The organism is Azospirillum sp. NS33 (genome assembly GCF_059703765.1).
The window spans coordinates 1-24,431 of sequence record NZ_BAAKJB010000013.1; the positions used below are offsets into that span (position 1 = coordinate 1).

At 70.3% G+C, this 24,431-nt stretch carries 23 protein-coding genes; 13 read left to right on the forward strand and 10 right to left on the reverse strand.

Annotated elements, in window-relative coordinates:
- The 7 genes from AC6H2I_RS13095 to AC6H2I_RS13125 form a co-directional block, all read left to right on the forward strand.
- Positions 1-620: type I glyceraldehyde-3-phosphate dehydrogenase (locus tag AC6H2I_RS13095; protein ID WP_497501086.1), on the forward strand; the 620-nt coding region annotated here is incomplete at its 5' end.
- Positions 621-662: 42 nt separating this feature from the next.
- A complete protein-coding gene (locus AC6H2I_RS13100) occupies positions 663-1,592 on the forward strand; it encodes a sugar kinase (protein ID WP_497501087.1) in 930 nt (309 codons plus the stop codon).
- Between the two features lie 44 nt (positions 1,593-1,636).
- The gene (locus AC6H2I_RS13105) at positions 1,637-2,350 is read left to right on the forward strand and encodes a GntR family transcriptional regulator (RefSeq protein ID WP_497501088.1); all 714 of its coding nucleotides are present in this window, start codon (positions 1,637-1,639) and stop codon (positions 2,348-2,350) included.
- 23 nt (positions 2,351-2,373) lie between these two features.
- A complete protein-coding gene (gene eda, locus AC6H2I_RS13110) occupies positions 2,374-3,006 on the forward strand; it encodes a bifunctional 4-hydroxy-2-oxoglutarate aldolase/2-dehydro-3-deoxy-phosphogluconate aldolase (protein ID WP_497501089.1) in 633 nt (210 codons plus the stop codon).
- A 570-nt stretch (positions 3,007-3,576) separates the two neighbouring features.
- On the forward strand, positions 3,577-4,599 hold the full coding sequence (gene kdgT / locus AC6H2I_RS13115) for a 2-keto-3-deoxygluconate transporter (protein ID WP_497501090.1): 1,023 nt from the start codon (positions 3,577-3,579) through the stop codon (positions 4,597-4,599).
- A 62-nt stretch (positions 4,600-4,661) separates the two neighbouring features.
- Positions 4,662-5,438, forward strand: coding sequence for a 2-keto-4-pentenoate hydratase (locus tag AC6H2I_RS13120; protein ID WP_497501091.1), 777 nt, complete (start codon positions 4,662-4,664; stop codon positions 5,436-5,438).
- A 113-nt stretch (positions 5,439-5,551) separates the two neighbouring features.
- Positions 5,552-5,986, forward strand: coding sequence for a methylglyoxal synthase (locus AC6H2I_RS13125; RefSeq protein WP_497501092.1), 435 nt, complete (start codon positions 5,552-5,554; stop codon positions 5,984-5,986).
- Here the strand turns inward: AC6H2I_RS13125 and AC6H2I_RS13130 are convergent.
- From AC6H2I_RS13130 to AC6H2I_RS13140, 3 genes are read right to left on the reverse strand one after another with little or no spacing between them, the layout of a single operon-like run.
- Entirely contained in the window at positions 5,965-9,285 is a 3,321-nt protein-coding gene (locus tag AC6H2I_RS13130; protein ID WP_497501093.1) for an efflux RND transporter permease subunit, read from the reverse strand. The genes AC6H2I_RS13125 and AC6H2I_RS13130 overlap by 22 nt on opposite strands.
- Positions 9,282-10,484 carry an efflux RND transporter periplasmic adaptor subunit gene (locus AC6H2I_RS13135; RefSeq protein WP_497501094.1) on the reverse strand — a complete coding sequence of 401 codons (1,203 nt, stop codon included), beginning with the start codon at positions 10,482-10,484 and terminating at the stop codon, positions 9,282-9,284. The genes AC6H2I_RS13130 and AC6H2I_RS13135 overlap by 4 nt, the downstream gene beginning before the upstream one ends.
- Positions 10,485-10,498: 14 nt before the next feature.
- Complete coding sequence (locus AC6H2I_RS13140; RefSeq protein WP_497501095.1) at positions 10,499-11,317, reverse strand: MipA/OmpV family protein; 819 nt, start codon at positions 11,315-11,317, stop codon at positions 10,499-10,501.
- A gap of 146 nt (positions 11,318-11,463) precedes the next feature.
- On the opposite strand from AC6H2I_RS13140, the gene AC6H2I_RS13145 reads away from it, so the two are divergent.
- On the forward strand, positions 11,464-12,123 hold the full coding sequence (locus tag AC6H2I_RS13145; protein WP_497501096.1) for a response regulator: 660 nt from the start codon (positions 11,464-11,466) through the stop codon (positions 12,121-12,123).
- A 1-nt stretch (position 12,124) separates the two neighbouring features.
- Complete coding sequence (locus AC6H2I_RS13150; protein ID WP_497501097.1) at positions 12,125-13,504, forward strand: sensor histidine kinase; 1,380 nt, start codon at positions 12,125-12,127, stop codon at positions 13,502-13,504.
- A gap of 66 nt (positions 13,505-13,570) precedes the next feature.
- Here the strand turns inward: AC6H2I_RS13150 and AC6H2I_RS13155 are convergent, their stop codons facing one another.
- Both AC6H2I_RS13155 and AC6H2I_RS13160 read right to left on the reverse strand, forming a co-directional pair.
- Entirely contained in the window at positions 13,571-14,506 is a 936-nt protein-coding gene (locus AC6H2I_RS13155; RefSeq protein WP_497501098.1) for a pirin family protein, read from the reverse strand.
- 127 nt (positions 14,507-14,633) lie between these two features.
- Positions 14,634-15,527: a LysR family transcriptional regulator gene (locus AC6H2I_RS13160; RefSeq protein ID WP_497501099.1), complete on the reverse strand. Its 894-nt coding sequence runs from the start codon at positions 15,525-15,527 to the stop codon at positions 14,634-14,636.
- 158 nt (positions 15,528-15,685) lie between these two features.
- On the opposite strand from AC6H2I_RS13160, the gene AC6H2I_RS13165 reads away from it, so the two are divergent.
- Both AC6H2I_RS13165 and AC6H2I_RS13170 read left to right on the forward strand, forming a co-directional pair.
- Positions 15,686-16,339: a hydrolase gene (locus AC6H2I_RS13165; RefSeq protein WP_497501100.1), complete on the forward strand. Its 654-nt coding sequence runs from the start codon at positions 15,686-15,688 to the stop codon at positions 16,337-16,339.
- A gap of 105 nt (positions 16,340-16,444) precedes the next feature.
- Positions 16,445-17,137: a nuclear transport factor 2 family protein gene (locus AC6H2I_RS13170; protein ID WP_497501101.1), complete on the forward strand. Its 693-nt coding sequence runs from the start codon at positions 16,445-16,447 to the stop codon at positions 17,135-17,137.
- A gap of 30 nt (positions 17,138-17,167) precedes the next feature.
- Here the strand turns inward: AC6H2I_RS13170 and AC6H2I_RS13175 are convergent, their stop codons facing one another.
- Positions 17,168-18,055 carry an IS1 family transposase gene (locus tag AC6H2I_RS13175; protein WP_497501102.1) on the reverse strand — a complete coding sequence of 296 codons (888 nt, stop codon included), beginning with the start codon at positions 18,053-18,055 and terminating at the stop codon, positions 17,168-17,170.
- Between the two features lie 167 nt (positions 18,056-18,222).
- On the opposite strand from AC6H2I_RS13175, the gene AC6H2I_RS13180 reads away from it, so the two are divergent.
- The gene (locus tag AC6H2I_RS13180; protein ID WP_497501103.1) at positions 18,223-19,545 is read left to right on the forward strand and encodes an AAA family ATPase; all 1,323 of its coding nucleotides are present in this window, start codon (positions 18,223-18,225) and stop codon (positions 19,543-19,545) included.
- A gap of 150 nt (positions 19,546-19,695) precedes the next feature.
- On the opposite strand, the gene AC6H2I_RS13185 is transcribed toward AC6H2I_RS13180, so the two are convergent.
- Together AC6H2I_RS13185 and AC6H2I_RS13190 are read right to left on the reverse strand one after the other, a co-directional pair.
- Positions 19,696-19,827 (reverse strand): hypothetical protein, encoded by a 132-nt coding sequence (locus tag AC6H2I_RS13185; RefSeq protein WP_497501104.1) that lies wholly within the window; start codon positions 19,825-19,827, stop codon positions 19,696-19,698.
- A gap of 134 nt (positions 19,828-19,961) precedes the next feature.
- Positions 19,962-20,708, reverse strand: coding sequence for a GntR family transcriptional regulator (locus tag AC6H2I_RS13190; protein WP_497501105.1), 747 nt, complete (start codon positions 20,706-20,708; stop codon positions 19,962-19,964).
- 377 nt (positions 20,709-21,085) lie between these two features.
- Here AC6H2I_RS13190 and AC6H2I_RS13195 point away from each other — a divergent pair, with 377 nt between their 5' ends.
- On the forward strand, positions 21,086-22,777 hold the full coding sequence (locus tag AC6H2I_RS13195) for a methyl-accepting chemotaxis protein (protein WP_497501106.1): 1,692 nt from the start codon (positions 21,086-21,088) through the stop codon (positions 22,775-22,777).
- A gap of 67 nt (positions 22,778-22,844) precedes the next feature.
- On the opposite strand, the gene AC6H2I_RS13200 is transcribed toward AC6H2I_RS13195, so the two are convergent.
- A complete protein-coding gene (locus AC6H2I_RS13200) occupies positions 22,845-23,732 on the reverse strand; it encodes a universal stress protein (protein WP_497501107.1) in 888 nt (295 codons plus the stop codon).
- 97 nt (positions 23,733-23,829) lie between these two features.
- Positions 23,830-24,354 carry a Fur family transcriptional regulator gene (locus AC6H2I_RS13205; RefSeq protein WP_497501108.1) on the reverse strand — a complete coding sequence of 175 codons (525 nt, stop codon included), beginning with the start codon at positions 24,352-24,354 and terminating at the stop codon, positions 23,830-23,832.
- Positions 24,355-24,431 lie beyond the last annotated feature (77 nt).

A 24,431-nucleotide genomic window follows, 5' to 3' on the forward strand; every position in this document is an offset into this window, starting at 1 on the left:
TCACCGTGGTCTACGGCGTCAACAGCGACAAGCTGACGGCCGGGCACCGCATCGTCTCCAACGCCTCGTGCACCACCAACTGCCTGGCCCCGGTCGCCTTCGTGCTGAACACCGCGGTCGGCATCGACCACGGCTTCATGACCACCATCCACTCCTACACCGGCGACCAGCGCGTCGTCGACACCATGCACAAGGACCTGCACCGCGCCCGCGCCGCCGCCCTCAACATGATCCCGACCTCGACCGGTGCGGCCAAGGCGGTGGGCAAGGTCCTGCCCGACCTCAAGGGCAAGCTGGACGGCACCGCCATCCGCGTCCCCACCCCCAACGTCTCGGTCGTCGACTTCAAGTTCGTGGCCAAGCGCGCCACCACCGTCGAGGAGATCCAGGGCGCCATCAAGGCCGCCGCCGCCGGCCCCCTCAAGGGCATCCTCGGCTGCTACGACGAGCCGCTGGTCTCCAGCGACTTCAACCACGACGACCACTCCTCGATCTTCGCGCTCAAGGAGGTCAAGGTCATCGAGGGCACCTTCGTGCGCGTCATGAGCTGGTACGACAACGAATGGGGCTTCTCCTGCCGCATGAGCGACACCGCCGTCGCCATGGCCAACGCCCAGTAAGCCGACCGAGCCACCCACCACCCCATGCCCCGGAGACCGACCATGGCCGTCCCCGCCCGCTCCGTCGCCGCCCTCGGCGAATGCATGATCGAGCTGTTCCGCCGATCCGGCGACACGCTCACCATCGGGTTCGGCGGCGACACGCTGAACACCGCCGTCTACCTCGCGCGCCTCGGCGTGCCGGTGGACTACGTCACCGCGCTGGGCGACGACACCATCAGCGACGGCATGGTCGCCTCCTGGGCCGCGGAGGGGGTGGGGGTCGACCGCGTCCTGCGCGTGCCGGGCCGGCTGCCCGGACTCTACCTCATCGAGACCGACGACGCGGGGGAGCGCCGCTTCCACTACTGGCGCGACCGCGCGCCGGCGCGCGACCTGTTCGTGCTGGAGCCGTCGCCGGCGCTGGTGGCGGCGCTGGAGGGCTACGACGTCCTCTACCTCTCCGGCATCAGCCTGGCGATCTGGGGCGAGGCGGGACGCGCGGTCCTGTTTCCGTTGCTGGACCGGGTGCGCCGGCGCGGCGGGCGCGTCGTCTTCGACACCAACTGGCGGCCGCGGCTGTGGCCGGACCGCGCCACGGCGCAGCGGGCCTACGACGCCATGCTGGCGCGCACCGACATCGCCCTGCCCGGCGTCGCCGACCTGCGCGACCTCTACGGCGACGACGGGGTCGAGTCCATCGTCGCCCGGGTGCGCGCGGCCGGTGCGGCGGAGATCGTGGTCAAGCTCGCGGCGCCCGGCTGCCGGGTCATCGCCGGCGGCGACGACATCCTGGTTCCGGCCACGCCGGTGGACAGCGTGGTCGACACCACGGCCGCCGGCGACAGCTTCAGCGCCGGCTATCTCGCGGCGCGGCTGGCCGGGGCGTCGCCGGAGGCGGCGGCCCGCGCCGGCCACCGCCTGGCCGCCCGGGTCATCCAGCACCGCGGCGCCATCATCCCGCGCGAGGCCATGGCCGCCGCCAGCCTCTAGGTCCGCCCGCGCCGTCCCCTTCCCCCCGGAAAGGAACACCCGCCATGGCCCCCGCCCCCCGCGCGGCCCAGCGCGGCGGCACCGTCGCCACGGTCTACCGCACGCTGCGCGACGACATCGTCTCCCTGCGCCGAAAGCCGGGCGAGCCGGTCGTCGAGAAGCACCTCGCCGAGGCCTTCGGCGTCAGCCGGACGCCGGTGCGCGAGGCGGTGCTGAAGCTCGCCGACGAGGGCCTGATCGAGATCTTCCCGCAATCGGGCACCTTCGTGGCGCGCATCCCCCTGGCCGCCCTGCCCGAGGCCGGGCTGATCCGCCGCTCCCTGGAGTCGACCGTCGTCCGGCGGGCGGCGGAGCGGGCGACGCGCAGCCAGGTCGCCCTGCTGCGGGCCCATCTGGCCCGCCAGCAGGAGGCCGAGGCCGCCCACGAATACGATGGCTTCCACCTCGCCGACGAGGCGTTCCACGCCACCCTGGCCGAGATCGCCGGCGCGCCGGGCGTATGGACCGTGATCCGCGCCGTCAAGGTCCAGGTCGACCGCTGCCGGCGCCTCACCCTGCCGGTCGCCGGCAACATCGCCCGGGCGATCGCCGAGCACCAAGCCATCCTCGACGCCGTGGCGGCCAACGACCCCGAGGGCGCGGTCCGCGCGATCACCGCGCACCTCGACGGGCTGGAGCTGACCATCGACGACCTCCACCACGCCGCCCCGATCTACTTCTCCCGCACCGCCGCGACCCGGGCGTGGAGCACCGCCTGATCCCCTGACCCCGAGGTTCCCCCATGTCCCCGACCCTGCCCCGTCTCGAGCCCGCCCTGTCCGGGCCGCGCGTCGTTCCCGTGCTCGTCCTCGATGACCCGGTCGACGCGGTCGACCTGGCCCGCGCGCTGGTCGCCGGCGGCCTGACCACCCTGGAGGTGACGCTGCGCACCCCCGCGGCGCTGGCCTGCGCGGAGGCCATCGCCGCCGCCGTGCCCGAGGCGCTGGTCGGCATCGGCACCCTGACCCGGCCGGAGCAGTTCGCGCACGCCCGCGACGCCGGCGCCCGCTTCCTGGTCAGTCCCGGCCTCACCGAGCGCCTGGCGGCGGCGGCCCTGGACACCGGCCTGCCCTACCTGCCGGGCATCGCCACGGTGTCCGAAGCCCTGGCCGCCCGGGAATTCGGCTTCGTCGAGCAGAAGTTCTTCCCCGCCATGCTCAACGGCGGCGCGCCGGCGCTCCGGGGCATGGTGCCGCTGTTGCCGGACGTGCGCTTCTGCCCCACCGGCGGGCTGCGCGCCGAGCACGTCGGCGAGATCCTGTCCCTGCCCAACGTCTTCGCTCTGGGCGGGACCTGGCTGACACCCGACGCCCTGGTGAAGGGCCGGCGCTGGGACGAGATCCGCCAACTCGCCGCCGCCGTGCCCCGCCCCTGACGCGGCGACCGCGAGCCGGCCGCTTCGACGCCCGCCATCCTCGCCAGGACCACACCCACGCCCCGTCCTTTGCGCTGCAAAGGACGGGGCGTGTTTCGTTTTCACGCAGCGTCCGGAACGCTTTGCCCACGGGGGTGCGACATTGTGTCGGCGCGGTCGAGCGGGCCCGCTTCCGCCTTGCCGGTCAACTGATATACTAGTATAACGATGGAGACGGAGACGCACGGGCACCGGCGCACCCGTCACCACCTCGACCGCCGGCCGCGGCCCCCGCAACGAAGCGGTGGCGCCGGGCCGAGGCCAGGAGAGGAGCATTCCGATGATCTGGCTCAACACCCGGAGCGCCCGCCGCGGCGACAGTGGGCACCCACGCCCGGACCACGCGACCGGAGGCCGCCCCGACCCCAGCCGCCGATGCCTGCGAACGATCCCCGCTCATGGCGGCCCCGTCGACGACCGTCATCGCCGACGACGGCGATCCCGCCTGAGCACCGGAATCCCCCCTCGCCCCGCATCGCGCCCAGCGACCCGGCAGACGCGGCACCGCTGGACGGCCCAAGGAGTACCGACATGAACATCAAAGCGCGGATCGATCGCATTCCCGGCGGGATGATGATCGTCCCCCTCTTCCTCGGCGCCTGCCTCAACACCTTCGCGCCCTGGACCGCCGACTTCTTCGGCTCCTTCACCAAGGGCCTGATCACCGGGACGCTGCCGATCCTGTCGGTGTGGTTCTTCTGCATCGGCGCCAGCATCAGCCTGAAGGCGACGCCGCTGGTGCTGCGCAAGAGCGGTGTTCTGGTGTCGGTCAAGGTGCTGACGGCGGCCACCGCCGGCGTCGTCGCCTCCTGGTTCATCCCGGCCGCCGGAGTCACCTCCGGGTTCTTCACCGGCCTCTCGGTCCTGGCGATCATCGCCGCCATGAACGACACCAACGGCGGCATGTACATGGCGCTGATGCAGCAGTACGGCACCAAGGAGGAATCCGGCGCCTTCTGCCTGATGTGCCTGGAATCCGGCCCGTTCATGACGATGGTCACGCTGGGCGTGGCGGGGCTCGCCAGCTTCCCCTGGCAGACCATGGTCGGCGCCCTGCTGCCCTTCGTGATCGGCTTCACGCTGGGCAACCTCGACAAGGACCTGCGCGCCTTCTTCACCCAGGGTGTCTCGGTGATGGTGCCGTTCTTCGCCTTCGCCCTGGGCAACGCGCTGAACTTCACGGTGATCCTGAACACCGGCCTGCTGGGCATCGTCCTGGGGCTGGTGGTGATCCTGGTGACGGGCACCACCCTGGTGCTGGCCGACATCTTCCTGGCCAAGGGCAACGGCACCGCCGGCATCGGCGCCGCCTCGACCGCCGGGGCCGCGGTGACGGTGCCGCCGATCATCGCCTCGATCGAGCCGGCCTTCGCCCCGGTGGCCCCCGCCGCCACCGCCCTGGTCGCCACCAGCGTCGTCGTGACCGCCCTGCTGACGCCGATCCTCACCGCCTGGTGGGCGCGCCGCTGGGGCGTCCTGTCGGCCCGCCACCAGGAGGCGCAGCGCGTCGAGGCGGACGCGGCGCTGCTGACCGCCGCCACCCCCGCGGAATGACCGGAGCACCGCCCTAGGACGGCCGCCCCCCACGGGGCGGCCACACCCACGAGGATCACGCCATGCCCGACACCCTCACCCTCCCCGGCGCGCTGAACGCCGCCGTCGACGCCCTGCTCACCGCCCGCCACACCCGGACGACCCTCGCCGCGCTGCCCGCCGCCGCCCGCCCCGCCACCAAGGACGAGGCCTACGCGATCCAGGCCGCGGTGGCCCGCAGCCTCGGCCCGGTGACCGCCTGGAAGGTCGGCGGCCCGGCCCCCGACGCCGAGCCGAGCTGCGCCCCCATCAACCCGCAGACCCTCTTCTTCGAAGTCGACGCGCTGCCCGCCGAGCGGTTCCACATCATCGGCATCGAGGCGGAGATCGTCTACCGCCTCGCCCGCGACCTGCCGGCCGCGGCCCGCCCCTACAGCCGCGAGGAGGTGCTGGACGCCGTCGCCTCGATGCACCCCGCCTTCGAGATCTGCGACACCCGGTTCACCGCGTACGGCTCCCAGGACGCGCTCAGCCACCTCGCCGACCAGGCCAACCACGGCGCGCTGGTCGTCGGCCCGGCGGCCACCGCCGACTGGCGCTCCCTCGACCCGGTGCGCCAGCCCATCGCCCTGGAGATCAACGGCCGCCTCGCCGTCGACGTGGTCGGCGGCAACTCCGCCGGCGATCCCGTCAACCTGCTGGTGTGGCTGGCCAATGTCGGGTCGCGGCCGTTCGGCGGCCTGAAGGCCGGCGACAGCGTCACCACCGGGTCGTGCACCGGCACGCTGTTCATCAAGCCGGGCAGCCGCTGCGTCGCCCGCTATCCCGGTCTCGGCACCCTCACCCTGACCGTCGCCTGATCCGGTCACCCCCGCCCTGCCCATCCGGCATGGGCCGGGCGGGGGCAAAGCGTGCTAGGGGTGCGGGACGCCGGTCCGCCCGACCCACCCGATCCCTTCCGACGGAGCCGCCCATGATCCGCAAACGCATCGCCCTGGTCGCCCACGACGCCCGCAAGGCCGACCTCATCGCCTGGATCGGTGCCAACATGGGGCTGTTGGACGGGCACGCCTTCTGGGCCACCGGCACCACCGGGCGCAAGGTCCACGACGCCCACCCCAACCTGGAGGTCACGGCCCTGAAGAGCGGGCCGCTGGGGGGCGACCAGCAGATCGGCGCGCTGATCGCCGAGGGGCGGATCGACCTCCTGGTGTTCTTCGTCGACCCGATGACGGCGCAGCCCCACGACGTCGACGTCAAGGCCCTGACCCGGCTGGCCACCCTCTACAACATCCCGATGGCCTGCAACCAGGCGACCGCCGACATGGTGGTCACCTCCCCCCTGTTCGCCAACGGCTACCAGCCCAGCAGCGGCGATTTCGGCGGCTACGCCGACCGCGCCGTGTGAGACGGCCGGCCCCAGTCGGGCCCGCGCCCGCACCGCCCTGAGCACGGCTCATCCTCCTCGAGCGTCCTGACGCGCGCCTCCAGGCTGTCGACGGCGCGGCCCTGTTCGGCGGCAAGCGCGGCGAGCGCCCGGCGATCGGGCGGCGGGTCCTCCTCGTCCTTCCTGCCGACCCAGCGGCCGGCGGTGCGGGCGAGCAGCCGCGAGAGATCGTCCATGATCAGGAACACCGAGGGGACGACGACCAGGCTCAGGGCCGTCGAGGCGATGATGCCGCCGATCACGGCGATCGCCATCGGGGCGCGGAAGGAGCCGCCCTCGCCGACGCCGAGGGCGGAGGGCAGCATGCCCGCGGACATGGCGACCGAGGTCATGATGATCGGGCGGGCGCGCGTGCGCCCGGCCTCGATGATGGCGGCCCTGCGGTCGACACCGCGACGCATCCGTTCGATGCCGACGTCGACCAGCAGGATGGCGTTCTTGCTGACGATGCCCATCAGCATGAGGATGCCGATCAGCACCGGCATCGACAGCGGGTTCTGAGTGAGGATGAGTCCGGCGGCGACGCCGCCGATGGCGAGCGGCAGCGAGAACAGGACGGTGAACGGCTGCACCACGTCCCGGAAGAGCAGGATCAGGACCACCAGCACCATCATCAGGCCCAGCAGCATGGCGTCGCCGAAGCTCTGCTGCAATTCCCCCTGCACCTCGACGTCGCCGCTTTCGCGCAGCTCGACCGACGCCGGCAACGCGGCCTCGGCCGCGATCTCCCAGAAGCGGTCGGACGCCGTGTCGAGGGCAACCCCCGCCGGCAGATCGGCGCCGAGCCCGACGACGCGGGCACGGTCGTAGCGCCGGATCGAGCTCGGCCCCTCCGCGAAGCCGATGTCGGCGACGCTCGACAGTGGCACCAGTGCCCCGGACGCCGTGGGGACCTTCAGGTTGCGGATCGCCGCGGCATCGCCGCGGACGTCGCGGTCGAGCTGCACCCGGATCGGGATCATCCGCCCGTCGAGCGCGATCTTCGTCAGCTCCCGGTCGCCGCCGCCGATGGTGGCGACCCGCACGACCTCGGACAGCTGCTCGGCGGTGATGCCGAGACGGGCCAGGCGCTCGTCCCGCGGCCGGATCCGCAGTTCCGGCCGCGGCAGGGCGCCGTCCGCGCCGACGTTGGCGAGCAGCGGATCGCGACGCAGCTTCGCCTCCAAGGTCGCCACCGCCGCGTCCAGGTCCGCGTCGTGCTCGGACACCAGATTGAAGGACAGCTCGCGCTCCCCCTCCTCGTTCATCTTGACGACGCGCGCGTCGGGCAGCGGGCGCAGCCGCGCGAGGATCTCCGCCTCGATCCGCCATTGCGGCGTGGTGCGCCCGGTCGCCGGCCGCTTCGGCAGGTGCGGCCCGATCAGCGGGATGCCGCCGATCACGTCGTTGACGAGCGTGGTGAGCAGGGAATGGTCGAGCTGGTCGAGAAGAACGGTGACGGCGGCGCGGCGCACCTCGCGGTCACCGGCCGGCGACGTGCCGCCGAGCACGAAGACGTTCGCAATCCCGTCGACGTCCCTGATCCGCTCATGGAGCGCCATCGCGGTGCGTTCCGTGTCCTCCAGCATCGCCCCCGGCGGCAGCTCGACCGACAGGCTGATCCGACCGTCGTCTTCCGGCGGCATGAAACTGCCGGGAACCTGGGCCAGGAGGTGGACCGAGAGGGCCAGTCCGCCGACGGCGGCGAGCAGCGTGGTGTAGCGCCAGCGGGTCGTCGCGCCGATCAGCGCCGTGTAGAACGCCATGATGCCGCTGTCGCCGCGGCCATGACGGTCGTCGCCGGCCCCCGCCGGGCGCGCCAGGTAGGCCGCCAGGACGGGCGTGATCAGCCGGGCGACCAGCAGGGAGAAGAGGACCGAGACCGCGACCGTCAGGCCGAACTGGATGAAGTACTGCCCGGCGATGCCCGGCATGAAGGAGACGGGCAGGAACACCGCGACGATCGCCAGGGTGGTGGCGATGACCGCCAGGCCGATCTCGTCGGCGGCGTCCATCGCGGCACGGAAGGGCGACTTGCCCATGCGGGCGTGCCGCTCGATGTTCTCGATCTCCACGATCGCGTCATCGACGAGGATACCCGTGGCCAGGGTCATCGCCAGGAGGCTGACGAGGTTCAGCGAGAAGCCGAGGAGGTCCATGACCCAGAACGTCGGGACGGCCGAGAGCGGCAGGGCCACCGCCGCGAACAGGGTGGACCGCCAGTCGCGCAGGAAGACCATCACGATGGCGACCGCCAGAACGGCGCCTTCGACCAGCGTGTGAAGGGCGGCCTCGTAGGTCCCGTAGGTGATGTGCACCAGATCGTCGACCAGGGCGATGGCGACATCCGGGTGCCGCACGCGCAGTGCGTCCAGCGTCCGGGCCACCGCCTCGGCGACGGTCACCTCGCTGGCGCCCTTGGCACGGAACACCGCGAACGTGACGACCGGACGGCCGTCGAAGCGGGCGAAGGACTGCGGCTCACGGTAGGTGTCGGCCACGCGGCCAAGCTCCGACAGGCGGACAAAGCGGCCGTTCGGCAGCCCGATCATCGTGTCGGCCAGCCCGGCCACGTCGCGCGTGTCGCCCAGCAGCCGGATGGCCTGCTCGCGGCCGCCCACCTCGCCCCGGCCGGACCCGAGATCCAGGTTCATCCGTCGGAGCTGGTCGTTGACCTCGGCCGCGGTGACGCCGAAGGAATTCAGCCGGTCGTCATCGAGCTCGACGCGGACCTCGCGATCGGCGCCGCCATGGCGGTCGACCCGGCCGATGCCGCGCTGCCCCTGGAGGGCCCGGATGATCGTGTCGTCGACGAACCAGGAGAGTTCCTCGAGCGTCATGCCGGGGGAGGAGACCGCGAAGGTCTGGATCGCCTGGCCCTCGATCTCGACCTTCGACACGATCGGGGCGTCGATCGCAGCCGGAAGGTCCCCGCGGATGCGGTCGACCGCGTCCTTGACGTCCTGCACCGCCTGGGCGGTCGGGACCTCCAGGCGGAAGGTGACGAACGTCGTGGACCGCCCGTCCGTGATCGTCGACTGCACGTGGTGGACGCCCGCGATGCCGGCGACGTCGTCCTCGACGGGTTCGGTGACCTGGGTTTCGAGTTCGGCGGGCGTGGCACCGTTCTGGGTGACCTCGATCGAGACGATCGGCACGTCGATGTTGGGCAACTGCGTGATCGGCAGGGCGCCGAAGGACTGCCAGCCCAGCATGAGGAGGACGACGAACACCAGGATCGGCGGGACGGGATTGCGGATGGCCCAGGCGGAGACGTTCATGGCCCGGGGTCCGTTCCACGGGTTGCCGGGGGCGCCGGTTCGACCGCCCGGATGCGGTCGCCGTCGCGCACGAAGACGCCCGCTTTCGCCACCACCCGGTCGCCCGCCGCGAGACCGGACAGGATCTCGACGACGGGGCCGTCCTCTATGCCGACCGACACCGGCACCAGACGGACGACGCCGTCGTCCACCTTGCGGACGGCCGCCCCCCCGTCGACCGACGTGATGGACGCGCGGGGCAGGATGATCGCCCGCTTCTCCTCGGCGATGACGGTCGCGCTGGCGTACATGCCGACCCGGGCGGCCGCCGTGTCGGCGAGGGCGATGTGGACGGTGCCGAGACGCGTCTGCGGGTCGACCGTCGGAGCGATCCGGCGGATCGTCCCTGGAACGGCCATGCCGTCGCCGGCCAGCGCGACCGTCGCCGGCATTCCGACCGCGAGCTTGCCGAGATCGGTCTCGGGAACCCCGGCCGTCATCTCGACCGCGCCATCGCGGATGATGGCGTAGAGCGGTTGCCCGCCGCCGCTGGTGATCGCCCCGACCTTGGCGTTCCGGACGGAGATCACGCCGCTGACCGGGGCCTTGACGGCGGTGCGGGCGAGACGCAGCTCGACGTCGTCGACGCGGGCACGCGCCACCCGGATGTCCGCGGCGGCGATGCCCAGGGCCTGCCCGGCCGAGCGCCGACGGGCCCGCGCCGCGGTGGCAAGGGCCGACAGCCGGTCGACCTCCGCCACCGAGACCGTCTGATTGGCCGACAGCCGTGCGGCCCGTTCCGCGACGCGGGTCGCCTCGTCGGCGTTCGCCCCGGCTTCGGCGAGTTGCGCCTGCGCCTGCGCCAACGCGGCCTCCGCCTTCGCCAGGGAGGCCTCCGTCTCGCTCTTCTCCAGACGAAGGGCGTCGTCGTTGAGAACGGCCAGCGTGCGGCCGCCTTCCACCCGGTCGCCACGATCGGCGGTCACCGCGCGGATGGACAGCCCGTCGACCAGCGGGGAGACGTAGACCTCCTCGACCGCCTCGATGGAACCGGTGGCAAGGACACGATCGCTGATCCGACCCTCCACGGCCTCGACGACGACGATGGAGGGGGGTGTGCGCGTCGGTCCTGGCTGTGCCGAGTCCTGGTCCGGGACACAGGCCGCCGCCATGAGCACCATCACCACGCCGGCGCCGAGGACAGGAAGTTCACGAATCATCTCACGAGCGCCCGTTACCAGCGATAGCTGACGCCGACCAGCGCCGTGAGCTGGTCCGCGGTGCCCTCACGATCGACCAGCGGGCTGTCGGCGGCGTCGCCGAGCAGGCGGCCGTAACCCACCCCGCCCATGGCCTGGATCGAATCGGTAACGTTGTACGCGAGGGAGACGGCAACGCCCGCGTCCTTGATTCCGGCGGCGGCGTCGTAGCGGGTGTAGCGACGGGCGGAGCGGGCGGCCTGGGCCGCCGTGATGCCGAACGTGTTGCCCATGTACTCGTCGTCGGCCCAGGTGACATACGGCGTCACGCCGAGGCGCGCCCGCCCGCCGAACAGGTCGATGGCGTACTCCGCCTCGACGGTGGCCGTGAGTCCCTCGCGGTCGCCGGAGAGGTCGCGGGCAACCTCGAGGCCGAGGTCCACCGGGCCGACGGCGTAGCCGAGCCGGACGACCCCCACCGCGCCGACGTCGAGGTCGCCGAGTCCCTTCAGGGCGTCGTTGTCGTCCTCCTTGCGTCCGAAATCGTAGCGGACGCCGAGGTCGAACCGCAGCTTGTCGGTCATGAAAGGGGTCGCGTAGAGCCCCGGTTCCCCCATGGTGGTGAGGCGCACGCGGTCGCGCCAGGACACCTCGACGAGCGGCAGCGGCATCACCTCGAACTCGTCGGACCCTTCGTAGTCCGGAGCGTAGAAGGCGCCGGCCCCGAGGGCGAAGGACCAGTCGCCGGGGGCACCGTCCTGCGGCGCCGCGTTGGCGGCCGCCGTGGGAATCGCCGCGGTTACGCAGAAGGCGGTCGCCAGGGCCATGCCGCGGCCGATGGATGCACGTCTCATGTGGATTATGCCTTATGTTGGGTCGGTGTCGGCGCGGACCATGCCAGCGGTGCCTGAACCGGACCTGAACGCGGTGACGGATGGCGACTCAGTTTCGCTTCAGGTTCCGGTGGGACCTTCTCGCCCGAACCAACCGGGAGTGAGGCATGCGCATTCTGCTCGTCGAGGACGACCCGCTGATCGGCGACGCCATCCGCGCCCGCCTGACCCGGGCCGGCATGACCGTCGACTGGCTCACCGACGGCAGCGGGCTCGACGCGGCCACCGAATTCGACGCCTTCGACCTCATGGTCCTCGACCTCGGTCTGCCGGACCGCGATGGCCTCGAGATCCTGCGGGAGCAGCGGGCGGCCGGACACGGGCTGCCCATCCTGATCCTGAGCGCGCGCTACGAGCTGGACACCCGGGTGCGCGGCCTCGACCTCGGCGCCGACGACTATCTGGTCAAGCCGTTCGCCATGGAGGAGCTGATGGCCCGCTGCCGCGCGCTGGCGCGCCGCCGCGGCAACCGCCCGTCGGAGGTCCTGCAGTACCGGGATCTGCGGATCGATCCCGCCTCCTACGCCGTGCTGCGCGGCGACGAGAGCATCGCGCTGACGCCGAAGGTCTTCGCGCTGTTCCGGCTGTTCGTCGAGAACCAGGGCCGGGTGCTCACCCGGCGCACCCTGGAGGACCATCTCTACGGCTGGGGCGGGGAGACCGAGAGCAACACGCTGGAGGTGTTCGTCTCGCAGATCCGCCGCAAACTCGGCGCCGACCTGATCCAGACGATCCGCGGCGTCGGCTACATGCTGGAGAGGGAATAGCATGCCGTCGATCCGCGCGCGCCTGCAGCGCCGGCTGGCCTGGCTGATCGCGGCCGTCTGGGTGCCGGCCTCCCTCCTGATCGTCGGCGCCGTCGCGCTGGAATACAAGGAATCCTTCCACGGCCGCACCGCCCACACCGCACAGCTCATGCTGGCCTTCGCGGCGACACAGCCGGCGTCGCCGACGGTGATGCCGGTCTTCGAGCAGCAGAACGACGCCGACTTCGACCTCGACGACTACCTCGTGGTGATCAGCCGCAACGGACAGCTTTTCTACGCCTCGGAGGCGTTGCCGCCGGAACGGGCACTGGCCCTGCCCCTGGACGGCCAGGCCGACATCGGCGGCAAGTTGCGGCTCCTCCGGGGATTCGAGGACGAGAGCACCGGCACGCGGGTCGTGATCGGCATCGACGCCTGGGAACCCGTGCTGTCCTCCCTCCAGGTGGCGGGCCTGGTGGCCGTCTATGTCCTCGCGGCGACGGCGCTGGTGGGCGTCGCCCTGACGGTCGGCATCCGCTCCGGCCTGGCACCGCTCGGTGCCTTCGCAGGCCAGGTCCGCGAGCGCAGCGAGGAGAACCTCGCCCCGCTGGACGAGACGGAGGCGCCGAGCGAGCTGCAGGGCGTCGCCCACGCGCTGAACGGGCTGATGGACCGTCTGCGGCTGGTGCTGGACCGCGAGCGCGATTTCGTCTCGAACGCCGCCCATGAGCTGCGCACCCCGCTGACGGCCATCCGGGCCCAGGTCGAGGCCCTCGACGACGACCTGCCCGCGCGCGTCCGACCGCGCTTCACCAACATCGTGGAGGCCACGGACCGGGCGGGCCGGCTGATCACGCAGCTCCTCGACGTCACCCGCTCGCAGTCGATCGATCTCACGCGGAACCCCGGCAGCCGGATCGACCTGGTCGACCTCGCTCAGTCCGTGGTCGCCGGGCTGGTGCCGGCGGCCAACGCGCGCAACGTGGAGATCACGCTGGACTCGCCCCGGACGGCCGCCGTCACGGCTCACCCGGATCTGCTGGCGATCGTGCTGCGCAACCTCGTCGAGAACGCGGTGAAGTACGCCGCATCGCCGGGCCGGGTCGTCGTCACGCTCGCCCATGACGCGCCGGCCGCCACCGATCTGCTGGTGGAGGACGACGGCCCCGGCCTGTCGGCGGAGGCGTTCGAGCGCGCGTTCGAACGATTCCAACGGCTCGGGCACGCCGGCGGCGACGGGGTCGGCCTCGGCCTCTCGATCGTCGCCGAGCTGTGCCGGTGCATGGGTGTGCCGGTGGATTGGCGGGAGCCGGGCGCGCTCGGCGGGCTGCGCGTCCGCTTGCGGCTGCCGAGCGCGCCGCCGGCGACGCCGCCGGACCACCGGGTCTCATACTACGGTTGACGACGCCGGCGTCGCTCCGGCGGCCCGCCGGTCATCAGGCCCCCCCGGTCATCGAGGCGCATCGGGTCAGCCCGGCAGGGGGATGTGCTCGTCCCGGTCGCCGGCCGGCAGGTCGAAGCGGCCGCTGCCCCAGTCCTGGGCGCGCCAGTCGGCCTTGGCCTGCTCGATCCGCTCCCGCGACGACGCCACGAAATTCCACCAGATGAAGCGCGGGCCCGACAGGGTGGCGCCGCCCAGGATCATCAGCCGCGCCCCGCCGTCGCCGGCCGCGACCGTGATGCGGTCGCCGGGCCGGAACACCATCATCCGGCCGGCCTCGTAGACCTGGCCGGCGACCGAGATCGACCCGTCCACGATGTAGACGGCCCGGTCCTCGTGGGTGTCGGGCAGCGGCAGCCGGCTGCCCGCCGCCAGCGTCGCGTCGGCGTAGAAGGTCTCCGAGAACATCGTCGCCGGCGCCGTCTCCCCATAGGCGTCGCCGAGGATCAGCCGGACCGACACCCCCTGGTCCTCGATGACCGGCAGCGCCGCCGCGCCATGATGCTCGAACAGCGGCGCCATGTCCTCGGCGGCCTCGGGCAGGGCCACCCAGGTCTGGATGCCGAACAGGCTGTTGGGGCCGCTCCGGGCGGCGGCGGAGGTGCGCTCCGAGTGGGACACGCCACGCCCGGCGACCATCCAGTTCAGCGCGCCCGGGCGGATGATCTGGTCGGCCCCCGTGCTGTCGCGGTGGTGGAAGTCGCCGCGAAACAGGTAGGTGACGGTGCCCAGGCCGATGTGCGGGTGGGGCCGGACGTCGACGCCCTGCCCGGTCAGCATCTCGGCCGGGCCGGCCTGGTCGAAGAAGATGAAGGGGCCGACCATCTGGCGCCGCGGCGCCGGCAGGGCGCGCCGGACCTCGAAGCCGCCGATGTCGCGGGCGCGGGGCACGATGAGGGTCTCGATCGCGTCGACGCCCACCGCGTCGGGGCAACCGGGTTCGAGGGCCGGGTTCCAGCTCATGGGGATGATCCTGTCTAGGGCGCGGGAGAGGCGTCGGCCTCATGAACCTGGCGCGGGACGGCCCCGCGGACCAGCCCCGCGGCGCGCCACACTGTGTCGCCGCGCCTGGAACACCCGGCCGGCGGACTTAGTGGTCCAGACCCCACAGCTCCCGGTCCGTCTTGAAGGACTCCGCCAGCATCTCCGTGAGGACCCGCACCTTGCGTGCCGGGTGCGGGCCCGGCGGGCGCACGACGTAGGCCCCCGCGGGTGGCGGGGGATGGCGTGTCATCACCGGCACCAGCGCGCCAGCCGCCACATGGCCGTGGGTGATGCAGTCGGGCAGCCAGGCGATGCCCAGTCCCGCCACCGCCGCCATCGCCAGCGCGGTGGCGTTGTCGGCCTTGAACCGGCCCTGCGGCTGGACCGTGACGATCCGGTCGCCGTCCATGAACTGCCAGGCCTCCGTTCCCTGCATGAGGGCCTGATGGGCCAGGAGGTCCTGCGGCGTTTCCGGCGCGCCGTGCGCGGCGATGTAGGCCGGGCTGGCGACGAGCCTTCCGGTGATCGGCCCGACCCGCTTCGCGATCAGGGTGGAATCGCGCAGATACCCGACCCGGATCGCGCAATCGAAGCCTTCGGCGACGAGATCGACGAAACGGTCGCTGTAGGCGGTGTGGATGTGGAGCCGGGGATGGCGTCGCGCCATCGCCGCCAGCACGGGGGCGAAGTGGGTCGGGCCGAAGGACAGCGGCACGGCGACCCGCAGCCGGCCCTGCAGATCGCCCGCCGGATGGATGGTCTCGCGCGCCGTGTCGATCTCGGCGCAGGCCCGGGCGGCATGGTCGCGGAACGTGGTCCCGGCCTCGGTCAGCGCCGCGCCGCGGGTGGTCCGGGCCAGGAGCTGGACGCCCAGCTCCGCCTCGATGCGCAGAAGCCGCCGGCTGACGATCGACTTGGACAGGCCGAGCCGGCGCGCGGCGGCCGAGACGCCGCCGGCATCGGCCACGGCGACGAAGGTCTGCAGGTCCTCGATGTCCATCCGGCGTTGCCCCTTCCGCGACACAGCTGGGCCGACTATCGCACTACCGGACCGCCGGCCGGAACAGCAGATTGCGACCAGGCGGCGTCGCCACCGACGGGCGACGGCCGCCGGCCACGAAACCCGATGCCACCCGACATGGCAGGAAGGCTGTCACCATGACCTTTCGCAACGGACTGTCCTCGCTTCTTCGTCCCGAAGATTCCGTCCTCGTGCTGATCGACCACCAGCCCTTCCAGCTGGCGAACGTGAACAGCCACGAGCCGCAGATGGTCGTCAACAACACCGCCGGCCTGGCCAAGGCCGCCAGGGCCTTCGGCGTCCCCACCGTCCTGACGACGGTCCTGGCGGAGCGCGGCGGCCTGCTCTTTCCCCAGATCACCGAGGTGTTTCCCGGGCAGGCGGTGATCGACCGGACGCTGATCAACACCTGGCAGGACCGGGCGGTGGTGGACGTGGTCAAGGCGACGGGCCGCACGCAGCTGGTCATCGCCGGCCTGTGGACGGAGGTGTGCGTCGCCATGCCGGCGATCCAGGCGGCCGGCGAGGGCTGGGACGTGACGGTCGTCACCGACGCCTCGGGCGGCGTCTCGGCCGAGGCCCACGCGGTCGCCCTCCAGCGCATGGGCGCCGCCGGCGTGACCATGATGACGTGGCTGGCGGTGGCGGCGGAATGGCAGCGCGACTGGGCGCGCGCCGAGCAGGCCGCGGCCCTGACGGAGGTGATCGTGCAGCACGCCGGCGGCAGCGGCATCGCCTTCCTGTGGGAACAGCAGCTGCTGAACACACCCGTGCCGACCGTCGCGCGCTGATCCCCGCCCCTCCCACGGCAACCCGGTGCCGCGCCGCGGCACCGGCCCCCATCCATCGCCGAAGGACACCGCATGCCGCCGGAGCCATTCCCCGTCGGACTGGAAATGGACGTTTCCTATCCGACCTTCACCGTCCGCCTGTCGCTCCTGTCGCCGTCGCGGTTGCGGTTCGCGATCGCCGACGGGCCCTTCGCCCGGACCGAGACCGTCGACATCGCGGTGATGCCGCTGGGCGACGGTGTCTTCGCCGTCAGCTGGCAGGAAAAGGACGGCGCGACGGTCACCAACGTGCAGGACTACGATCGCGGCCTGGTCCACTCCTGGGCCACCCTTCCCGACGGCCGGTTCCTGCGCATGACCGGGCGCATGGCGGTCACCCGGCCCGCCGACCGCATGGCCGACCACCGTCCCCACCGCAACCGGGCGCTGGTCCTGGACGCCATGACCTCCCTCTTCCAGCGCCACGACGCCACGGCGGTCGACCGCCTCTACGCCGACGCCTACGCCCAGCACAACCCCGGCATCCCCCAGGGGCGCGAGGCGCTGCGGGCCATCGTCGAGACGCTCTCGCCGTCCGTCCACTACGAGCCGGGCCTGGTCATCGCCCAGGGCGATCTCGTCGCCATCCACGGCCGCATCCGCGGCTGGGCCGACGAGCCCCAGGTCGTGGTCGACATCTTCCGCATCGAGGATGGGAAGCTCGCCGAGCACTGGGACGTGCTGCAGGCCGAGGTGCCGGCCGCCCATGGCGTCGCCGGCCTGGCGATGTTCGACCCCGCGGAAGGCGCCGGCCGGTAGTGTCTCAGTTTGAAATCTGAGCCCGGCGGATCACTCCGCCGTCACCGCGACCCGCTTCTTGTACGGCCCGCGCTTCTTCGGCGCTTTCGCCCGCGCGTCGATGGCCGCCGCGATATCCTCCATGCTCCACAGCCGATCCGTGACGCGGGCCGCCATGGCAAGTGTGACCTTCAGCGTCTTGTGGATGCGGACGAAATTATAGAACATGAAGTATAGCGCCAGTGCGTGAATATGGTTCTCCAGCTTCTTGGAGAAGGCATTGGTGAGCCGGGTGAACCGGCGCATGCCCATCCGCATGTTGAGGTTCTGACGCTCCACATAGGACGTGGACACGTGCTTCATGTCGGGCTGGCCTTCGATCCGGTTCTTCTTGATGCCGGTGCAGTCGGCCGGGCTGTAGCCCTTGTGGGCGTCGGGAACGTCACCGTACAGCTTAATGAGCTGTGCATAGTCCACGTCCCGGCCGAAGGCCCCTTCCACGGCTTCCAGGTACGCCTTGTGCCCGTCCGTGGTGATCTGCACCCGGTTGTTCAGCCGGCCGCACAGATCGTCCATGAGCACAATGGCGGACTGCCCCGAGCGGTCGCCGACGAAGTAGGAGACGATCAGCTTGGTATCGGCGTCCAGCGCCGTCCAGGTCCACACGTCGCCAGCCTCTTCCGTCGCAGCCTTGGCCTTCTCGACGTTCTTCTCCTTGGCATAGCAGAACGACCAGATTTCATCGCACTGGACGCGGCTGGCGCGCACGTCGCGCACCAGCTCGTCATGCAAGGCGAGGCAGGTTTCCCCCGCGTCCACCAGCAGCTTGGTGACGGTGTTAATCGACACATCGCAAACCCGCGAGATCGACCGCATGGACGAGCCCTCGCACAGCATGGAGAGGATCTGAACGCGCTTGGCGAGGGGCAGCTTGTTCATGGCAAGGGCTCATCCTTGAGGGCACCGCGTCGATGCCCTCACAATATGAACTTTTATGCTTAGCGTCAAGAACATTAGGTCATGATGAAAAATGACAGATTGCTACTCTGAGCCACCCTGAGTAAGATAGTGAAAATGTGAGTGTTTAACCCATAGGGCCAGCACTGATGAGCCATCCAGCACGCACCAAGTTTGGGCCAGAGGATTGGGCCGTCGTCCGAAACGAGGTGGTCGAAAAATTTACTCCCGGCGCTCCCATCAATGAAGCTGATCTGTTTGCTGGCAGGCAGGACACAATCAGGCAACTCCAGGACACAGTATTGGAGATTGGTAGGCATGCAATAATATTTGGAGAAAGAGGTGTCGGAAAGACATCTATTTCAAACGTTTTCCACAAGCCCCTCAATACGGCGACGAGGCACATGTATGTTATTCGTATCAACGCGGATTCGTCGGATACGTTTGACAGCCTCTGGCGTAAAATTTTTAGGCGTATCCGTCATGGGTCTGAAGGATCTTATGCTTGGGCTGACGACGCACACCCAGCGCCCATAACGCCAGACGACATCCTGATTGAAATGTCTACGTTTACTCAAAACGATGCGCCAATAATTATCATTGATGAATTCGACAGAATTTCTGATAAAAACTGCAAAACTCTTATCACGGATACCATTAAGGCACTCTCTGATCACGCTGTTAATTGTACAATTATACTTGTTGCGGTAGCGGAATCGATAGTTGATGTTCTAAATGAGCACGGGTCAATAACGCGATCGCTGGTTCAGGTGCCAATGCGTCGGATGAATTCAGACGAGATCCGTGATATTATCTCTATCAGAGTCAAACGCCTTATGTTTTCAATAGACCCAGAAGCCCTCTGGCGAATAGCATTCTTCGCAGCAGGACTACCGCACTATGCTCACCTTCTAGGGAAACACGCCGTATTGCAAGCCATAGAGAAGAGAACTCAATCAATTACCGTAGGGCATGTGCATGATTCGATGCTTTCATGCCTGAATGAAGTAGACTATTCGATTAGAGATGCATATGCACAAGCAACTAGGCGAGCGTATCGCAACGAGAACATTTATCCGCAGGTTCTGGCTGCCGCCGCTCTTACAGAGCATGATGGAGTCGGCAGGTTTGGAGCCGCCGATGTATCCGATCCACTAAGTGCAATAATGGGTCAGCCATACAAAACCCAAAGCTTTTCTTTTCACATAAAAGAAATGTGCGAAAAAGAGCGTGGTCCGGTTTTCAGAAAATGGGCCTTTAAGAAGACCTTTCGATTTGCCTTTATTGAGCCTCTAATGAAGCCATACATAATCATGAAAAGTCTCAATGACGGACTTGTTAACGATGAAATTGTTAACCAATTTACAGCTAAACGTCAGACGGAGCTTTCCATCTGGACGCCGCAGCCTTCTGCGCAATCTGAGAGCGCCGATTCGGTGAAAGCTTCTGGGCGCGGGCGGCGCCGCCTCTAGATCCAAGCGCCTTCGCCGCCGGGTCCTTCCCGTCGTCAACCTCGGTCGCATCCGACTCGGTGATTTCCCCGGTGGCGATCTTCGCCACCATGATAGCCGCGCCGATCACGTCGCCGGGACGCTTCTGGCCTTGGGGTCCCTTGGGCATGCTCAGAACTCCTCGTGCCGAATGAACAGGCGGACAGCCCGGCGCTCGCCTTTCCAGAACACGCGCTTGGTCCAGCGCAGATGCTTCCACCACTCGTCGGGTGCGTTCAGCAGCCCCTTCTTGACGTTTGCCATGGCTCGCTCGCCTCTTTGCTTTCCGCCAAGCATATAGCACGGAGGCCGGTGGGGCGACACCCGGTCAAGCCCCGTCAAATTTCAAACTGAGACACTACCCGCCCGCCGCGCCCCCGATCCCAGCTGGCCCGAGCCTAGCTGACGAAATACTCCGGGCTGGTGCGCCGCGCCTCGTCGATGCCCACCTGCAGGTCGTCGAGGTGGTGGGTCAGCGCCCGGGCCGCCCGGTCGGCGTCGCCGGCGGCGATCGCCTCGAGGATCGCCTCGTGCTCGGCGATCGCCTTGGCGACCCGGCCGACCACCGGCAGCGTCAGATGGCGGTAGCGGTCGACCTGCATCTTCACCTGCTGGGTCACCGTCCAGAACCCGGGATAGCCCGACGCCTCGGCCAGCAGGGCGTGGAACGCCTCGTCGGCGTCGTGGAAGCCGTCGAGATCGCCGGCCGCCTCCTTCTCGTGCTGCAGCTCCACATTCGCCCGCAGCTTGGCCACCTGGCTGCGGCTCGCCCGCTCCGCCGCGAAGCGCACGGTCGCCTCCTCCAGCACCCGGCGGATGGTGATGGCCTCGGGCAGGCCGCCCACCGGGATGCGGGCGACGAAGGTGCCCGACTGCGGGAAGATCTCCACCAGCCCCTCGTCCGCCAGCTTCAGCACCGCCTCGCGCACCGGCGTGCGGCTGACCCCGTAGGCCTCGGCGATCTGCTTCTCGTAGACCGGCTCGCCCGGCTTGCGGTGCACCGACAGGATCGCCTCCCGCAGGTCGCGGTAGATGGTCGCCGCGACCGAGGCGCCGCGCTGCACCGGACGCGCCACGGCCTTGGAGGGTCCGCGGCGCCGCGGCCGTGGCGGGGTCAGGTCCTGCTGTTCCGTGTTCGACGTCATGATCCCGCACACACGATGGCACCGTCAGCGATGCCCACAAGTATAGGACGCCGGCAACCGGGATGAAACCGGGTTGTCCGGCGCACCGGCCCGCCGGCGCGCCACGCCGCCGCCACCGCCGCCGCAGACGTTGTCGTCGCCCCGGCAAATGGTCGCCATGACCTCGGCCTGGCCGGCCATGACGAGCCGTTCGTGGGCGAACACCGCGGCAAGGGCATGCACCGGTCTCAACTGCCGAACGCCGCCCCTCGGGGCGCCCCTCGCCTTACTGCGGCAAATCAACCCAGCAAAACGGCCGGGTCCACGCTTTAACCTTTTAGCGAGTATGGTCATGCGAGACTTCCTGCCATACAAGTGAACCAAGGATCGAGGGCGCCATGCCGTCCATCTCTCTGTCCATCCGGATGAAATTGTGGAGCCTCGTGCTCCTCGCCAGCCTGGCCTCCTCGGTGGTGGTCGGGACGGCGCTCTATCTCAGCTACAGCCGCATGTACCAGGACCGCGTCGACGCCCTGCGCTACATGGTGGAGGCCGGGCACGGGCTGGCGACGACGTTCGAGGCCGAGGCGGCGGCCGGACGCCTGTCGCGCGAAGAGGCGCAGAGCCGCTTCAAGCAGGCCTTCCTGGCGATCCGCTACGACGGCTCGGAGTATCTGTTCTCGCACACCTACGGCGCGGTCGGCTTCGCCCATCCCAACGCGGCGCTGATGGGCAAGGACGTCTCGGGCATCAAGGACAGCAAGGGCGTTCCCGTCATTCCGGCGCTGGTCGCCATCGTCAAGGACCGCGGCGAGGGCACCTACGCCTACGACTGGCCGCGCACCTCCGGGGGAACGGAGACGGCGATGAAGCTCGCCTACGTCAAGGGGTTCGAGCCGTGGGGCATCTTCATCGGCACCGGCGTCTTCATCGATGACATCCACGCCGCGTTCCTGTCCCAGCTCTGGACCCTGCTGGGCGTGGTCACCGCCCTGGCGCTGCCCGTGCTGGTCCTCCTCGCCCTGGTGGGGCGGACCCTCAGCACCACCGTCCGGAGCCTGGCCGAGAAGATGCGGGCGCTCGCCGCCGGCGACCTGTCGGTGACCTTCCCCGAGGCCGGGCGGCGCGACGAGCTCGGCGCCATGGCCACCGCCGTCCAGGTCTTCAAGGAGAACGCCACGGCCAAGGCCCGGCTCGAGGCGGACCAGGCGGAGCTGACCCGGCGGGCCGAGGCCGACAAGCGCCAGGCCATGGCCGAGCTGGCCGACCGCTTCGAGGCGGCGGTCGGCGGCGTCGTCCGCTCCGTCGCCGAGGAGGCGGAAGGCATGGAACGGCGGGTGCAGGAGATGACCCGCTCCGCCGACCAGACCAACCGCCTCGCCGGCACCGTCGCCGCGGCCACCGAGCAGACCTCGGCCAACGTGCAGACCGTCGCCTCGGCCGCCGAGGAGCTGTCCGGTTCGATCAACGAGATCAGCCGCCAGGTCGGCCAGTCCTCGCAGATCGCCCAGGAGGCGGTGGTCATCGCCGGCCGTGCCAACGACAAGGTCGGCGGCCTGGCCACCGCGGTCGAGCGCATCGGCGCCGTGGTCGACCTGATCAACTCGATCGCCAGCCAGACCAACCTGCTGGCGCTCAACGCGACCATCGAGGCGGCGCGGGCCGGCGAGGCCGGCAAGGGCTTCGCCGTGGTGGCCAGCGAGGTCAAGCAGCTGGCCAACCAGACCGCCAAGGCGACCGAGGACATCGCCACCCAGGTCGCCAGCGTCCAGGCGGTGACCGGCGAGGCCGTCGGGGAGATCCAGGAGGTGGCCCGGGTCATCGGCCGGATCAACGAGGTGGCGACCTCGATCGCCTCGGCGGTCGAGCAGCAGGGGGCGGCGACCCGCGAGATCAGCCGCAACGTCCAGCAGGCCGCGTGCGGCACCCAGGAGGTGACGACCAGCATCGGCGGCGTCAACGCCGCGGCCGGCGAGAGCGGCAAGGTCGCCTACGCCGTGCTGGAATCGGTCCGCCACCTGTCGGTCCACGCCGACGCGCTGAACGGCGAACTCGGCCGCTTCCTCACCCGCGTCCGGGTCGGCGGCTGACGGCGACCCGGTGCCCCCGCGGCGCGGCCGCGGCGGGCACCGGCACGGCGCACGGCGGGGCCGGCCGTCACGGCACGGGTCCGGTGGCGGTGGCGGTGGCGGTCGCGCTGGCCGCCCCGGCGGCGGTCCGCACGGCGACGACGTCGCAGGGCGGGTCGCGCAACAGGGCCTCGGCAATGCTGCCGAACACGGCATGCGCCAGGCCGGTGCGGCCGTGGGTGCCGATGACCAGCAGCTCGACCTGGTGCTGCCGGCAGTGCCGGGCCAGTGATTCCAGGGCGTCGCCGTGGCTGAGCAGGCGGCTCGGCTCGGCCGCCGCGGGGGATTCCCGCCGCACCGAGTCCAGCACCGCGGCGACGGCGCGGTCCAGCTCCTGGCGGCAGCGCTCGCGCACGTCGTCGTGGGTGTCGGCGCCGCACAGGAAGCCCTCGTAGGGCACGTGGTAGGCGTGCACCACCGCGACCTCGTCGGGCCGGAAGCGGTAGGCCAGGCGCAGGGCCGCCTCGGCGTGGGCCGAGAAGTCGAAGCCGACGGCGACCCGCCGGTATCCCTTCAGCGCCGCGTCCTTCACCAGCAGCACGGGGGGAACCGAGCGCCGCAGCACCTTCCACGCGGTCGAGCCCTGGAAGGTGCCGTCGGCCGCGCCGTCGCGGCGGGCGCCGAGGACGACGAGATCGGCCCCGCTCTCGACCGAGCGGCGCAGGATCTCGCGGTGCGGCGTGCCGACCGCCACCGCGACCCGCGCGTCCTGGCCGCCGCCGCGCGCCGCCAGATAGGCGCGCACCGTCTCCGTCGCCTCCTGGCCGCCGCGGTCGATCGCCGCCTGGGGCAGCGCGCCGTCGATCACGTGCAGCACCGTCAGCCGCGCGCCGTTCTCGCGGGCCAGGATCAGGGCACGGTCGAGCGCGCGGTCCGAGCGCGCCGACAGATCGGTCGCCATCACGATGGTCTTCATGGCCGGGCCCTCCCTTGCCGCTCGGCACGCCGCCCCCGCGGCTCGCGCCGTCGCACGTCAGTGTACGGGCGACTGGCCCGCGCCGCGATGAGATGGGTCAAGGGCGGGGTGTGTCGACCCGGGGCACGCCGTCGGCGACGGTGCCCGCGCAGGCGGCGCACACACCCTGGATCTCGACGACGCGGCGCAGGGTCGCGAATCCATGGGCGGCACCGCACCGGTCGAGCACCGCGTCCAGCTCTCCGCACGGCACCGCGGTCGTCGCCCCGCAGCGTCCGCACAGCAGGAAGAGCCCGCGGTGCGGGGTCCCCGGATCGTCGTGCGCCACATAGGCGGCCCAGCTTTCCAGCCGGGACACCAGGCCGTGCGCGATCAGGAACTCGAGGCCGCGGTAGACGGTCTGCGGCTTCGGCGCCACGCCCAGGTCCCCCGCCAGACGGGCGGCGATCTCGTACGCCCCGAGCGGCCGCCCGGCGCCGACAAGGGCCAGGAACACGGCGCGGCGCGTCCCGGCGAGGCGGCCGCCCCGGGCGCGGCACACCGCGTCCGCGGCCGTCGCCGCCTCGTCGGTGCGGCGGCGGTCCCGCGCGGCCGCCACCGCGGTGTCCGGCAGGTCCACCATAACGTACTCCTTGACCCGGGTCCGGCGCCCGGCTATAGAACGTTATGTTATAACATTACATATTGACGCGCAACGGT